The following is a 13,539-nucleotide window of genomic DNA, read 5'->3' as shown; positions in this document are numbered from 1 at the left end:
ATGCCTGCTCGGGCGTGGATGAGCTAAGCCATAACGGCGCTTGTGGTGGTAGCGCTCTCAGGTGTGCGATTGTCGTCGGGACCAGCCGGGGGAAGGGACTACCGCACCGTGAGCAGCACCATCGACGCGCCGGCCGGGAAGCGGCCACCGGCGCCCCGGGCGGTGCTGACCGCCCGCAACGGCGTCGCCGTCGTCTTCGCCCTCAACGGGCTCGCGGTGGCGAGCTGGTTCTCCCGGGTTCCGGCGGCCCGCGAGGCGCTCGACCTCAGCCCGAGCCGGCTCGGACTGCTGCTGCTCTGCGTGTCGGCGGGTTCGCTGCTGGCCATGCCGACCGCCGGCCTGGTCGCCCAGCGGCTCGGGCCCGCGCGCACGGTGGCCGTATCGGTGGTGCTCGTCACGCTCGGCCTGACCGGGGCCGGTCTCGCCGCCAGCCTGGCCGGATCGGTCGTCGGGGTCGGGTTCGGGCTCGCCGCGTTCGGCTTCGGCTCCGGCCTGTGCGACGTGGCGATGAACGTCGAGGGCGCCGCGGTGGAGAAGCGCCTCGGCCGCACGATCCTTCCCCGCTTCCACGCCGCCTGGAGCCTCGGCTCGGTGGCCGGGGCCGGGCTGGGCGCCGGCGCCGCCCGGCTGGACGTACCCGTCGGGGTGCACCTGCCGGTCCTGTCCGTGCTGGTCCTGGTCGGCACGCTGCTCGGCGCCCGGGCGTTCCTCGCCGCACCTGCCGAGGCGGCCGGCGACGGGCAGCCGGCGGCCCGGCGGCGGGCGCTGCTGGCCGCCTGGCGCGAGCCCCGCACGCTGCTGGTCGGGCTGTTGGTGCTGGTCATGGCGTTCACCGAGGGCAGCGCCAACGACTGGCTCGCGGTGGCGTTCGTGGACGGGTACGGGGTCGACGAGGCCGTCGGCGCCGCCGTGTTCGGCGTGTTCGTGGTGGGCATGACGCTCGGCCGCACCGTCGGCACCGTCGCCATCGACAGGTGGGGGCGGGTGCCGGTGCTGTACGCGACCATCGCGACGGCGTCCGCCGGCGCGGCGCTCGCCGTGCTGGCCGGGTCCGGCCCGCTCGCCGTGGTCGGCGTCGCGCTGTGGGGACTCGGCGCCTCGCTCGGCTTCCCGGTCGGGATGAGCGCCGCCGCCGACGACGAGGACAAGGCCCCGGCCCGGGTGAGCGTGGTGGCGGTGATCGGTTACACCGCCTTCCTGGCCGGGCCGCCGCTGCTCGGCTTCCTCGGCGACCACTTCGGGGTGCTGTCCGCGCTCGGCGTGGTGCCGCTGCTCCTGCTGCCCACGCTCGCGCTGGTGCCGGTGCTGCGGGAGCGTCCCGCCGCGCCGGACGCGCAGGCCGGTGCCCCGGCGGCGAAGGTCGGCTGAGCCGGTCCAGCCGACTCCCACCGCGCTCCCAGCCGCCTGCCAGGCGGGCGTGCTGCACTGGAGCGAACGCGAGGAGAGGAGGCGGGCATGGGCTGGTTCAGCCGCCGGGCCGCCGACCCGACGACGCCCACGAAGCTCGACCGCGAGGCGACCAAGGAGGACCTGGCGCAGCTGGAGGCGTTCGTCACCAGCCGGCGCGGGGTCGAGTTCTACCTGGAACCGGAGACCACGGCCACCGACACCACAGTCGTCGCCATCGCGGACGACGGCGAGTGGATCCGCCGCCGTACCGGCTCGCCCCGCGTCGCCGGCCGGATCGCCCAGAAGCACGCGGTGCCGCTGTACGAGGCGGCCCGCACCGGCTACCCGGAGCGGATGCGGGCGTGGAACCGGGCCCACCCGGAGCGCCGGGCCCGCTGACCGGCTGACCGGCGCGGTCAGCCGCTCAGCGCGGTGACGAGGACGTAGCCGAGGAACGCCGCGCCGAGGCCCGCGACCACGCTGAGCGCCACATTCGCGTACGCGAGGTGGCGCTTCCCGGTGCGGGCCAGGCGCAGCGTCTCGTAGCTGAGCGTGGACCAGGTGGTCAGCGCGCCGCAGAAGCCGGTGCCGGCCAGCGCTGTCACGCCCGGTCCGACGGGCGCCGCGAGCAGGCCGCCGAGCAGCAGCGACCCGGCCACGTTGACGGTCAGCGTGCCCCACGGGAACGGTGAGCCGTGCCGGGCCTGCACCGCCCGGTCGGTCAGGTAGCGCAGCGGCGCGCCGATAGCGGCGCCGAGCGCGATCAGCAGGACTGTCACCGTCGGCTCCCGTCGCGGGCGGCCAGCAGCCGGGCGGTCACGGTGTCCCCGGTGGCGACCGCCGCCAGCGCGCCGAGCACAGTCGCGGCCAGGTAGACGCCCGCCGTACCGGCCGCGCCGTCGGTCAGCAGCCGCTGCGCGTCGACCGCGTACGCGGAGAACGTGGTGAACCCGCCGAGTACGCCGACGCCGAGGAACGGCCGGGTCAGCGGGTGGGCCGGGCGGGCGGCGAGCACCGCCATCAGCACGCCGATGAGCAGGCACCCGACCACGTTGACGGAGAACGTGGCCCACGGGAACTCGCCGGGCTGGTGCGGCACCGCCGCCTGGGCGCCCGCCCGTGCGAGCGCGCCGGACACGCCACCGGCGGCGATCACGCCGAGTACGACTGCCGGGTGCGCGGACAGTTCCGTCCGGTCCGCCGGTACGCGCAGATCGACGTCCGGGTCGACGCGGGGATCGGACACAACACCTCCCACCAGCACCCGCGAGCATAACCCTGCCCCCGCGCTCGGCCCTCGGCTCTCCGCGATCTTGCAGGTTCCGCCCCGGCGGACCGGACATTCGCGGCATCCGAGGGGCGGCAAGTGCAAGATCGCGGGGGAGAGAGCGGGGGAGGGGGAGGCGGGCGTACGGTGGGCGGCAGCGCCCGGCGCGCGGCGTCCGGGGCCCGTCGTGCCAGGAGGTCACCGTGGAGGAGCGCACGCCCCGTCCGGACGAGCTGGATCCCGTCGAGCGGATCGGTGTCGACGAGCTGCGCGCGCTGCAACTGGACCGGCTGCGGCACTCGCTGCGGCACGCGTACGACAACGTGCCCCACTACCGGCGCGCGTTCGACGCCCTCGGCGCCCACCCCGGCGACCTGCGTGAGCTGGCCGACCTGGCCCGCTTCCCGTTCACCGCGAAGGCGGAGCTGCGCGAGAACTACCCGTTCGGCATGTTCGCGGTGCCCCGCGAGCGTGTCGCCCGGCTGCACGCCTCCTCCGGCACCACCGGCCGTCCCACAGTGGTCGGCTACACCCGCGCCGACCTGGACACCTGGGCGAAGCTCATGGCCCGCTCGATCCGGGCTGCCGGGGGCCGCCGCGGCGACCGGGTGCACGTCGCGTACGGCTACGGGCTGTTCACCGGCGGTCTCGGCGCGCACTACGGCGCCGAGGAACTGGGCTGCACCGTCGTCCCGGTGTCCGGCGGCATGACCGAGCGCCAGGTCATGCTGATCCGCGACCTGGAGCCGGAGGTCATCATGGTGACCCCCAGCTACATGCTCGCCATCGTGGACGAGATGGAACGTCAGGGCGTCGACCCGCGCGCCACCTCGCTGCGTGTCGGTGTCTTCGGCGCCGAGCCGTGGACCGAGGACATGCGCCGCGAGCTGGAGCAGCGCCTGGACATGCACGCGCTCGACATCTACGGCCTGTCCGAGGTGATGGGCCCGGGTGTGGCGGTCGAGTGCGTGGAGACCAAGGACGGCCTGCACCTGTGGGAGGACCACTTCTATCCGGAGATCATCGACCCGGTCAGCGGGGAGGTGCTGCCCGACGGGGAGCGGGGTGAGCTGGTGCTGACCTCGCTGACCAAGGAGGCCATGCCGGTGGTCCGCTACCGCACCCGCGACCTGACCCGGCTGCTGCCCGGCACCGCCCGTCCGATGCGGCGGATCGAGAAGATCACCGGGCGTACCGACGACATGATGATCGTCCGGGGAGTGAACGTCTTCCCGACCCAGATCGAGGAGCTGATCCTGCGTACCCCGGCCCTGTCGCCGCACTTCCAGTGCGTGCTCGACCGGCGGGGCCGGCTCGACACGCTCACCGTGCACGTGGAGCGACGCGCGGGCGCCGCCGCCGACGAGGCCGAGCGGGCCGGCGCGACGCTGGTCGAGCAGGTCAAGAACACCATCGGGGTGTCAGTGGCGGTACGGGTCATCGAGCCGGACGGGGTGGAACGCTCGATGGGCAAGATGCGCCGCATCGTCGACCAGCGGCGGGAGTCCTGAGATGAGCGGTGACGGCGGCCGTACCGCGGCGCACGACATGTTCGACGCCGACGTGGCGTCCAAGGGGCTCGGCATCGAACTCGTCTCGGCCGGCGACGGCGCGGCGGTCGCTCGGATGCGGGTCACCCCGTCGATGCTCAACGGGCACGCGATCGGGCACGGCGGCTTCGTGTTCCTGCTCGCCGACACCGCGTTCGCGCTGGCGTGCAACAGCCACGGCCCGGCCACGGTGGCGGCCGGCGGCGAGATCAGCTTCCTGCGCCCGGTACGCGAGGGCGACCTGCTGGAGGCGTACGCCACCGAGCGGGTCCGGCACGGCCGCAGCGGGATCTACGACGTGAGCGTGCGACGCGGGGACGAGGTGGTGGCCGAGTTCCGGGGCCGCAGCCGCACCATCGCCCGCGACTGATCGCCGGCCCGCCGGCCCGCGCCCGCACACCTGCGTGCCGGGTGACGTCCGGGCCGGAGTGGCCCCGTGCCCGCTCCGACCCGGACGTCATGCGGCCAGCCCGAGCGCCTGCCCGCCGGACCCGGTTCTTCGCCGGTTCCGGCCCACCCGCCCGGGCGGACCGGTCCGCCGCTCCTGCCGTGCCGGGACCGCTGGTGACGGATCGGTCCGCTGACCGGGCCACGCCGTGACCGCGGACGCCGGGCCGTTCCACCACCGGGACCACTCCGCGGCATCCGCGACGGTCCCCGTCGCGCCGCCCGTCGCCGGTCCGGCGCGCACCGGCTGCCCCGGCCGTGCGGGCACCGCCCGGAGCGCGCCGGACCGGCCCGGCTGCCCGGGCACCGGACACAGCGCGTCGGACCCGTCCGGCCGGTCCGGCGGGACGGGCGCCGGTCGGGCCCCTCCACCCGACCGGCGCGACCGTCCCGCCCCGAGCGGGCAGACCTCCCGCTCGCCGGCGCCCCGGGACGGGACGCCGGTTCCCGCTGCCGGCACACGGCCGGCAGCGGTGTCCTTCGCGGCGCGCAGGCGGCGGGCGAAGTCCGCGCGTACCGCACGGGACAGCCGCATCGCGGCCACCCGCGCCACCAGCGCGTCAACCGCCCAGCCGTCCGTCGTGACCCGGCGGATCAGCCCAGCGGCGGCCAGGGCCCGCAGCACCGGCTCGGCCCGGCCGGCGGGCCAGCCGAGCATCGCCTCCACCGAGGCGGCCACGACCGGGCCACTCCGGGCGGCGCCGGCCAGCAGCACCGCCCGGTGCGTACCGTCGAGCCGGTCCAGCCGGGCGTCCACCAGGCGGCGCGCGGCGGCCGGTACGCCACCCGGCTCGCCGGCCGGGTCCGCGGACGCGTACGCGGTCGCGACCGCCGGACTGCCGCCGACCAGCGCGACCAGCCGCGCGGCGAGCGCGGCCGGCCGCCCGGCCCGGTCGAGCAGGTGCCGCAGCAGGCGCCCGGTGTCCAGCGGGCCCAGCGGCTCCACCGGGATCCGCCGCGCCGGGGTGGGCAGCGGGTCGGCCGAGCCGGAGCCGCACGTGGTGACCACCGCCAGGGGAAGTCCCCGCTCACCCGCGGCCACGTGGAGCTGGTGCAGGAACCGGCGCAGCGCCGGGGCGGCCCGGTCCAGGTCGTCCACCGCGACCACCACCGGTGCGTCGGCGGCCAGGCCGAGCAGCGCCTCGCGGCAGGCGACCACGGCGCGGGCCGCCACCGTGTCGTCGTCCGGCGCGGCGAGGAACGCCGCGAGCGCGCCGCTGCCCGGGCCGTCCGCGACGGGGCCGTCCGCGACCGAGCCGTCCGGCCGGGGACGGACCAGGTCGGCCAGCGGCGCCAGTTCCCCGCACGGGTACGGCGGGCAGGCCGTCACCCGCCGGCGCACCGGCACACCGTCCACGTGCGACACGGCGCGGGTCACCTCGTGCAGCAGCCGGCTGCGGCCGCTGCCCGGCGGCCCGACCAGCGAGATCCACCGGGGACGGCGCTCGCGCAGTGCCCGGGTCACCTCGTCGGCCGCGCCGGCCAGTTCCCGGCGGCGGCCCACCAGCGGGACGCGGTGCCGGGCCGGTCTGCTCCCGGCCGCCCCGGTCACCCGCCACACATCCAGCGGCAGGGCCTTGCCGGCCAGCGTCAGGGTGGCGAGTGGACGCTGTTCGACCAGCCCCGCCACCGCGGTGCGGGTGACCGGGCAGACCACGACCCCGCCGGGCGGCGCGTGCTCCTGGAGGCGGGCCGCCGTGGTGATCACCGCGCCGCTGGCCGCGCCGTGGCCGCCGTCGTGGACCCCGGCCAGGTCCAGCAGCACCTCGCCGGTCGCCACGCCGACCCGCACGCGCAGCCGGATGCCGGCCGGTCGCCGCCGCTCCAGCGCGGCCTGGATGTCCAGCCCGGCCCGCACCGCCCGGTACGCGTCGAGACCGTCCGATCCGGACGTGCCGAACAGCGCCATCACCGCGTCGCCGACGTACTTCTCCACCACGCCCCGCCAGCGGCGCAGCACCGAGGCGACGGTGCCGAAGTAGGCGCGCTGCAACGCGCGTACGTCCTCCGGGTCGAGCCGCTCGACCAGACGGGTCGAGCCGACGATGTCGACGAAGAGGACGGTGACGGTACGTCGTTCCTCGGGCACCGGCCGGCACGCCGCGATGACGGCTTCCCGACTCCCTGCGGGCGTGGTGATCAACATCGCACCCACCCTTTCCCGATCGTGGTGCCCGACGACCTCAGCAGACTTTCACCACCGGGTTGTCGGGGGATCTGTAGGACGACGTATGTCGGGCACCCGCAACCATTAGTCGTGTAGTCGACGCGAGAGGTACGAGTCCGGCCCCGAGGCCGTAGAACGGTGCGGGGACCTGTGACTAGGCTGCGTCCCATGGCCAGCGACGTGGACACGGCACCGCTCGTCGGCCGTACCGGGACCATGGCGACGCTGCGGTCGGCGCTCTTCGACGACCTACGGCCCGGGCAGACCGGCGCGGTGTTCCTCACCGGAGAGAGCGGGGTGGGCAAGACCCGCCTGCTGACCGAGGTCGGAGAGCAACTGCGGCAGACCGGCGCCCTGGTGCTCACCGGCACCTGCCTCGACATCGGAGACGCCTCGCCGCTGCACCCGGTACGGCAGGCGCTGCGCCGGCTCGACGCCGAGCAGGCGCAGGCGCGCACCACGTCGGCGATCCGCGGGGTGTTGCAGGTCTTCGACGAGGAGACCCCCGGCCCGGACGGCGCCGGCGCGCTGCTGGAACGCGTCGCCCAGGGCCTGCACGTGGTGGCCGGTGGACGGCCGCTGGTGCTCGTCCTCGACGATCTACAGTGGGTCGACCGCAGCACCCGGCAGCTCCTGCTCTATCTGCTGGCCGGCCTCGGCGACCTCCAGCTCTCCGTGCTGGCCGCGATCCGGGCCGAGTCGCTGCGCGGCGCGCACCCGCTGCGCCGGGTGCTCACCGAGCTGCGCCGGCTACGCTCGGTGCGGGTGATCGACCTGCTGCCGCTGGACCGGTCCGCCACCGACGAACTGGCCGCCGCCGTGGTCGGCGCGCCGCTGCCGCCGGAGGCCGCCGACCAGCTCTGGCAGCGCAGCGGCGGCAACCCGTTCGTGGTGGAGGAACTGGCCCGCGACCGGCGCGACGGCCGCGACGGCCTCTCCGACACGCTGCGCGAGGTGTTCCTCGACCGGGTCGACGCGCTGCCCCAGCCGGCGCACGCGGTGGTGCACGCGGTGGCGGTCGGCGTCGAGCCGGTCGAGCACTGGCTGCTGGCCCAGGTGGTGCGGCTGCCCGAGGAGGAGCTGCTCGACGCGGTCCGCGAGGCGGTCGCGCACCGCCTGCTGGTCGGCGCCGACGACGGTTACCGGCTGCGGCACCGGCTGGTCGCCGAGGTCCTGGCCCACGAGCTGTTGCCCGCCGAGCGGGCCGCACTGCACCGCCGCTACGCCGAGGCGCTCACCGCCGTACCGGCCGAGCTGCACCAGGCACGGCTGGCCCATCACTGGCGGCACGCGGGCGAGCCGGCCCGGGCACTGCCCGCCGCGATGGCCGCCGCCCGGGAGGCGGAACGGCTGCACGGGTACGCCGAGGCGCACCGCCACTGGTCCGCCGCGCTGACCCTGGCCACCGAGCCGGCCGCCGTGCTGCCCGACGGGGCGCGGCCCGAGCCGGTCGAGGTGGATCGGGCCGAGCTGCTCAGCCACGCCGCCGAGGCCGCGCACCACAGCGGGGAGCACGCCCGCGCCCTGACGCTGCTGGAGGAGCTGGCCGACGACCCGTCCGGCCCGCCGGTCTGCGCGCTGCGCATCCGCCGGGCCCGCTACCTGGCCGCGGCCGGCCGGTCGGCCCCCGCCGAGCAGGAGTACCGGCGGGTGCTGGACTCGCCCGACTGCACGCCGCGGGAGCGGTGCACCGCCGCCGCCCGGCTGGCCGAGCTGCTGCTGCACCTGGGCCGCTACGCCGAGGCCGGCGACCAGGCCCGGGAGGCCCTCGCGCTCGCCGCCGACGTTCCCGGCACCACCTCCGAGGTGGTGATGGCCAGCGCCGCGCTCGGCTTCAGCGAGGCGTTCCTGGAGGATCCGGCCGCCGGGCTGGCGGTGATGCGCCAGGCGCTGGACACCGCCGAGCGGTCCGGCCGGCCGGAGGACGTGGCGTGCGCGTACCTGCACCTGGCCGAGCTGCTCACCGGGCCGCTGAACATCCTCGAGGAGGGTGTGGTGGTGGCCCGCCGGGGCGCCGACCGGGTCGCCGAGCTGGGGCTCGGCCGCACCTGGGAGACCCGGCTGCTGGCGGTGGCGACGAACGGGCTGTTCCGGGTGGGGCAGTGGGCCGAGGCGGAGAAGGTCGTCGCCGCCGCGCTGCGGCACCGCCCGTCCGGGGCCGACGCGGTCGAGCTGCTGCTGGCCCGGTGCCGGCTCTCCGTCGGGTACGGCGACGTCGAGGCGTCCGACCGCGATCTGGAGGCGGTCGCGACGGTGCTGGCCGGCGGCGGCGCCCGGCACGTGCTGCCGATGCTCATCCTGCGGGCCGGCCTGGCCATGTGGCAGGGCCGGCACGACCTGGCCCGGCAGGCGGTGCAGCGGGGCCTGACCGAGAGCCGTTCCGACGACGTGATCGTGCTGGCCACGCTGGCCTGGCACGGACTGCGCGCGGAGGCCGAGGCGGCGGCCAGCCGCACGATCGAGGTGGACCCGAACGCGGTACGCCGGCTGCGCGAGGTGGTCGACCGGGTGACCGGCAAGAGTGCCAAGGCGGGCGCACCGGTGCGCTACGTCGCGGAGGGGTTCCTCGCGCTCTGCGACGCCGAGCTGAGCCGGCTCGACGACGGCCGGGGCGACCCCGCGCTGTGGGAGCGCTCCGCGCTCGAGTGGGACCGGCGCAACCACCCCTACCCGGCCGCGTACTCCCGGTTGCGGCAGGCCGAGGCGCTGCTGGCCCGCCGCAGCCGGGTGGCCACCGCGGGCAAGCTGCTGCACCGGGCGTACGCGATGGCCCAGTCGCTCGGCGCGGTGCCGCTGACCGCGGAGATCCGTACCATCGCCTCGCGGGCCCGGGTGACCCTGGACGCCGCGCCGGATCCCGCGCCGGTGCCCCGGCAGCGGGCGGCGGCGCCCGCCGGGCCGGCGGTGGACGAGCTGGCGACGCTCACCGCGCGGGAGCGGGAGGTGCTCGCCGCGGTCGCGGAGGGGCTGACCAACCGGGAGATCGGCCAGCGGCTGTTCATCAGCGAGCGGACCATCGGCGTCCACGTCTCGCACATCTTCGACAAGCTCCAGGTCCGCACGCGCGTGCAGGCCAGCGCCATCTTCCTGCGCAACGGCGCGGAGTAGGCGTACGCCGGCAATACGTCGTTCGACGGATCCGCGGTGTGGACGGCGGCTGGCAGGCTGTCCCGCGGAACAGGGGTGGTGGCGTCGTGGGGGCGCCGGCCGTTGTGGAGGAGAGATGACCGAACCGGTCTGGGGTCCTGTGCACCAGGACATCGTCGGGCTGCTGGCCGACCACCCCGCCGACGTACCGGCGGTCGTGGACCATCTGACCAAGCTTCAGGATCTGCTGGTCCGGCTGCCGCCGCTGGAGGAGAGCTGCCCGCTCGCCGACTTCAACAAGCTCTACCTGGTCATCACCAGCACCGTGCTCGACGGCCTGTACGACGACCGGTTCTGCGACCCGGCGTTCCTGGCCCGGCTGGACGTGGAGTTCGCGGCCCGCTACTTCGAGGCGCTGCGGTTCTGGACCGACTCCAGCCCGAGCACCCCGAAGGCGTGGTCGTGCCTGTTCAAGCGGATGCGCGGCCCGGACGCCCGGCCGCTGCCGTCGGCCGCCGCGGGCGTCAACGCGCACATCAACTACGACCTGCCGTTCGCGCTGGTGACCACGTTCGACAGCCTGGAGTCCGAGCCGATCGACGGCAGCGACCAGCACCGCGACTACCTGGAGATCAACAAGATCTTCGCCGAGCGGATCCCGGAGCTGCGCCGCGGCTACCTGGACAACTGGCAACTCATGATCGACATGGTCAACGGCGACATCGACGACTGGTACCAGGGCGAACTGGTGGAGTACACCCGGAACGTGGCCTGGCGCAACGCGCAGAAGATCTGGCGCTGCCGGCACGACCCGGACGCCCGCGAGTGTGAGCGGACGCGGCTGGACGACAACGCCGCGCTGCTCGGCCGGCTGCTGCTGTCACCCCTCGGGGCGTTCCTGCAGTAGCCGGGACGGGGGGTTCCCGCGTCCCGCCGTCCGGGCGCGGGACGCGGGAACGCCGCCCGCGGGTGTCGAGTGCGCCGCACCGGGTACGTCGTCGCCGTGCCGCGAGACGAACCGGCCGGCCCCGGGGCGCTCCCGCCGGGCCCGGTCCGCCGCTTCCCGTTCCGCTTCGACCCGGCGTTCCGGCTGCCGCTGGCGTTGCTCGGGGTACGGCCTGCCACAGCCTGGCTCGACTGGGGTCCGGACGCGCTCGTGGTCCGGTTCGGGCCGTGGCTGCTGCGCACCACGCCGGGCAACGTGACCGGCGCCGAGCTGAGCGGGCCGTACCGCTGGTGGCGGGCGATCGGCCCGCACCTGTCGGCGGCCGACGGCGGGGTGACCTTTGGCGCGAGCGTGGCCGGGGGCGTCTGCCTGCGCTTCGCCGAGCCGGTGCCGGGGCTGGCCCCCGGCCCGTGGCTGCGGCACCCGGCGGTCACCGTGACAGTGGCCGACCCGGCGGCGGTGCGCGACGCGGTGGCCCGCGGACCGGATCTTTGACCGGTTCGGCCGGGTCGCGGCCGGGACAACCCCTACCGTCTTCATAGGGACGAAGGGGAGCAGATGGGGCAGGCGGGGGACGCGGAGCAGCCCAGGCGTACGCGGGAGCGGCGCCGGGAGGCGCACGCGGCCGCGGCGGCCCGGGCCGGGCGGCACGGCGACCACGCCGAGCGGTCCGGCCGTACCGTGCCGGAGCTGCCCGAACGGGTGGCGGCCCCGACGCGGCCGGCGCCGCCGGCGGGCCGGCTGCACCGGTGGTTGTTCGCGCACCGGGTCGAGCCGGTCGGCCCGGAGGTCCGCGAGCACCAGACCCGGTCCCACCCGTGGTGGCAGGTGATGTGCCTGACCGGCGTCGACTACTTCTCCACGCTGTCATACCTGCCCGGCATCGCCGCCGTGGCGGCCGGCGCGCTCAGCCCGCTGGCCACGCTGCTGATCGTGGCGCTCACCCTGTTCGGGATGCTGCCGATGTACCGCCGGGTGGCCCGGGAGAGCCCGCACGGGCAGGGCTCGGTGGCGATGCTGGAGCGGCTGCTGCCGTTCTGGCGCGGCAAGGTCTTCGTGCTGGTGCTGCTCGGCTTCGTCGCCACCTCGTGGATCATCACGATCACGCTCTCCGCCGCCGACGCCAGCGTGCACCTGCTGGAGAACCCGGTGCTGCCCGCGTCGTTCCCGCACGGTGGCACCGCGGCGGTGCTGGTCACCGTGGCGCTGCTGCTCGTGCTCGGCGGCGTGTTCCTGCTCGGGTTCAGCGAGGCCGTGCAGGTCGCCATCCCGCTGGTGGCGGCGTTCCTGGCGTTGAACGCGGTGGTGGTGGTCGCCGGGGTGGCCGAGGTCGTCGCCGACCCGGGCCTGCTCGGCGACTGGACCGGCCGGCTGGCCGACACCGGCGGGCCCGGCGACGTCGTGGCCACGAGCGTGCTGGCGTTCCCGCTGCTGGTGCTCGGCCTGTCCGGGTTCGAGACCGGGGTGAGCATGATGCCGCTGGTGCGCGGCGAGGGCGAGGACGCGCAACGGCGGCTGGACGCCCGGATCCGCAACACCCGCCGGCTGCTCACCGCCGCCGCGCTGATCATGTCGGTCTACCTGATCGCCACCACGTTCGTGACCACCGTGCTGATCCCGCCCGAGGCGTTCGACCCCGGCGGGCCGGCCAACGGCCGGGCGCTGGCGTTCCTCGCGCACGAGCACCTCGGCGAGGCGTTCGGCACCGTCTACGACATCAGCAGCGTGCTCATCCTCTGGTTCGCCGGCGCGTCGGCGATGGCCGGTCTGATCAACATCGTGCCGCGCTACCTGCCGTCGTACGGCATGGCGCCGGAGTGGGGGAGGGCGGTGCGCCCGGTGGTGCTGGTCTACACCGCGATCAGCATCGCCATCACGATCGCCTTCTCCGCCGACGTGAACGCCCAGGCCGGCGCGTACGCCACGGGCATCCTCGCGATGATGGTCTCCGGCGCGATAGCGGTGACCATCGCGGCGCTGCGCGCCCGCAGCCGTGCCGCCGCGGCCGGGTTCGCGCTGCTCACCGCCGTGCTGCTGTACGCGCTGGTGGAGAACGTGGTGGCCAAGCCCGACGGCATCACCATCTCCGGGTTCTTCATCGCCGGGATCGTCGCGGTGTCGCTGATCTCCCGGGTCACCCGGACCACCGAGCTGCGCGCCGAGCGGATCGAGTTCGACGAGCCGGCCCGTCGCTTCGTCGACGAGTCGGTGGCCCGGGACGGGCGGCTGCACCTGATCGCCAACAAGCGGCAGAGCGGGTCGGTGAAGGAGTACCGGGTCAAGGAACGGGCGCAACGGTCGATGAACCCGGTGCCGGGCGCCGCCGACGTGCTGTTCCTGGAGATCGACGTGAGCGACCCGTCCCAGTTCAGCCAGGTGCTGCGGGTGCACGGGGTGGAGTCCGGCGGCTACCGGATCCTGCGTACCAGCAGCCCGGCCGCGCCGAACGCGATAGCCGCGATCCTGCTGGCGTTGCGGGACGCGACGGGGGTGCGCCCGCACTGCCACTTCGAGTGGTCGGAGGGGAACCCGATCGCGCACCTGCTGCGCTACCTCATCCTCGGCCGGGGCGACACCCCGCCGGTGGTGCGGGAGATCATCCGCAAGTCCGAGCCGGACCCGACCCGCCGCCCCGGCATCCACGTCGGCGGCTGAGGTGCGCGGGCCGGCCGAGCGCGGGGGGAGC

11 protein-coding genes are annotated in these 13,539 nt (G+C 75.4%); 8 read left to right on the top strand and 3 right to left on the bottom strand.

Annotated elements, in window-relative coordinates; translation table 11 throughout:
* Positions 1–108: 108 nt before the first annotated feature.
* Together MICAU_RS17510 and MICAU_RS17505 are read left to right on the top strand one after the other, a co-directional pair.
* Entirely contained in the window at positions 109–1,368 is a 1,260-nt protein-coding gene (locus MICAU_RS17510) for an MFS transporter (protein ID WP_013286671.1), read from the top strand.
* An 87-nt stretch (positions 1,369–1,455) separates the two neighbouring features.
* Positions 1,456–1,788, top strand: a complete 333-nt coding sequence (locus MICAU_RS17505) for a hypothetical protein (protein WP_013286670.1) — start codon at positions 1,456–1,458, stop codon at positions 1,786–1,788.
* 17 nt (positions 1,789–1,805) lie between these two features.
* On the opposite strand, the gene MICAU_RS17500 is transcribed toward MICAU_RS17505, so the two are convergent.
* The gene (locus MICAU_RS17500) at positions 1,806–2,168 is read right to left on the bottom strand and encodes a fluoride efflux transporter FluC (RefSeq protein WP_013286669.1); all 363 of its coding nucleotides are present in this window, start codon (positions 2,166–2,168) and stop codon (positions 1,806–1,808) included.
* On the bottom strand, positions 2,165–2,635 hold the full coding sequence (locus MICAU_RS17495) for a FluC/FEX family fluoride channel (protein WP_013286668.1): 471 nt from the start codon (positions 2,633–2,635) through the stop codon (positions 2,165–2,167). Before MICAU_RS17495 ends, MICAU_RS17500 begins: the two co-directional genes overlap by 4 nt.
* A gap of 224 nt (positions 2,636–2,859) precedes the next feature.
* On the opposite strand from MICAU_RS17495, the gene paaK reads away from it, so the two are divergent.
* Both paaK and paaI read left to right on the top strand, forming a co-directional pair.
* Positions 2,860–4,167 (top strand): phenylacetate--CoA ligase PaaK, encoded by a 1,308-nt coding sequence (gene paaK / locus MICAU_RS17490; protein ID WP_013286667.1) that lies wholly within the window; start codon positions 2,860–2,862, stop codon positions 4,165–4,167.
* Position 4,168: 1 nt separating this feature from the next.
* A complete protein-coding gene (gene paaI, locus MICAU_RS17485; protein ID WP_013286666.1) occupies positions 4,169–4,576 on the top strand; it encodes a hydroxyphenylacetyl-CoA thioesterase PaaI in 408 nt (135 codons plus the stop codon).
* Between the two features lie 87 nt (positions 4,577–4,663).
* On the opposite strand, the gene MICAU_RS17480 is transcribed toward paaI, so the two are convergent.
* Entirely contained in the window at positions 4,664–6,799 is a 2,136-nt protein-coding gene (locus MICAU_RS17480; RefSeq protein ID WP_013286665.1) for an adenylate/guanylate cyclase domain-containing protein, read from the bottom strand.
* 189 nt (positions 6,800–6,988) lie between these two features.
* Between MICAU_RS17480 and MICAU_RS17475 the strand changes: the two genes are divergently transcribed.
* The 4 genes from MICAU_RS17475 (at position 6,989) to MICAU_RS17460 (ending at position 13,508) form a co-directional block, all read left to right on the top strand.
* On the top strand, positions 6,989–9,928 hold the full coding sequence (locus MICAU_RS17475) for a helix-turn-helix transcriptional regulator (protein ID WP_013286664.1): 2,940 nt from the start codon (positions 6,989–6,991) through the stop codon (positions 9,926–9,928).
* A gap of 115 nt (positions 9,929–10,043) precedes the next feature.
* On the top strand, positions 10,044–10,814 hold the full coding sequence (locus MICAU_RS17470; protein ID WP_013286663.1) for a DUF5995 family protein: 771 nt from the start codon (positions 10,044–10,046) through the stop codon (positions 10,812–10,814).
* Between the two features lie 69 nt (positions 10,815–10,883).
* Positions 10,884–11,348: a hypothetical protein gene (locus tag MICAU_RS17465; RefSeq protein WP_013286662.1), complete on the top strand. Its 465-nt coding sequence runs from the start codon at positions 10,884–10,886 to the stop codon at positions 11,346–11,348.
* Positions 11,349–11,411: 63 nt separating this feature from the next.
* Positions 11,412–13,508, top strand: coding sequence for an APC family permease (locus tag MICAU_RS17460; protein WP_013286661.1), 2,097 nt, complete (start codon positions 11,412–11,414; stop codon positions 13,506–13,508).
* Positions 13,509–13,539 lie beyond the last annotated feature (31 nt).

It is taken from the genome of Micromonospora aurantiaca ATCC 27029, from assembly GCF_000145235.1.
Lineage (GTDB): Bacteria > Actinomycetota > Actinomycetes > Mycobacteriales > Micromonosporaceae > Micromonospora > Micromonospora aurantiaca.
This window is presented reverse-complemented; position numbering and strand designations above follow the sequence as displayed.

Excerpts from the sequence above, each read along its gene's own strand:
- MICAU_RS17505 (WP_013286670.1), top strand. The coding sequence starts at position 1,456 with ATGGGCTGGTTCAGCCGCCGGGCCGCCGACCCGACGACGCCCACGAAG.
- paaI (WP_013286666.1), top strand. The coding sequence starts at position 4,169 with ATGAGCGGTGACGGCGGCCGTACCGCGGCGCACGACATGTTCGACGCC.
- MICAU_RS17480 (WP_013286665.1), bottom strand. The coding sequence starts at position 6,799 with ATGTTGATCACCACGCCCGCAGGGAGTCGGGAAGCCGTCATCGCGGCG.
- MICAU_RS17475 (WP_013286664.1), top strand. The coding sequence starts at position 6,989 with ATGGCCAGCGACGTGGACACGGCACCGCTCGTCGGCCGTACCGGGACC.
- MICAU_RS17470 (WP_013286663.1), top strand. The coding sequence starts at position 10,044 with ATGACCGAACCGGTCTGGGGTCCTGTGCACCAGGACATCGTCGGGCTG.
- MICAU_RS17460 (WP_013286661.1), top strand. The coding sequence starts at position 11,412 with ATGGGGCAGGCGGGGGACGCGGAGCAGCCCAGGCGTACGCGGGAGCGG.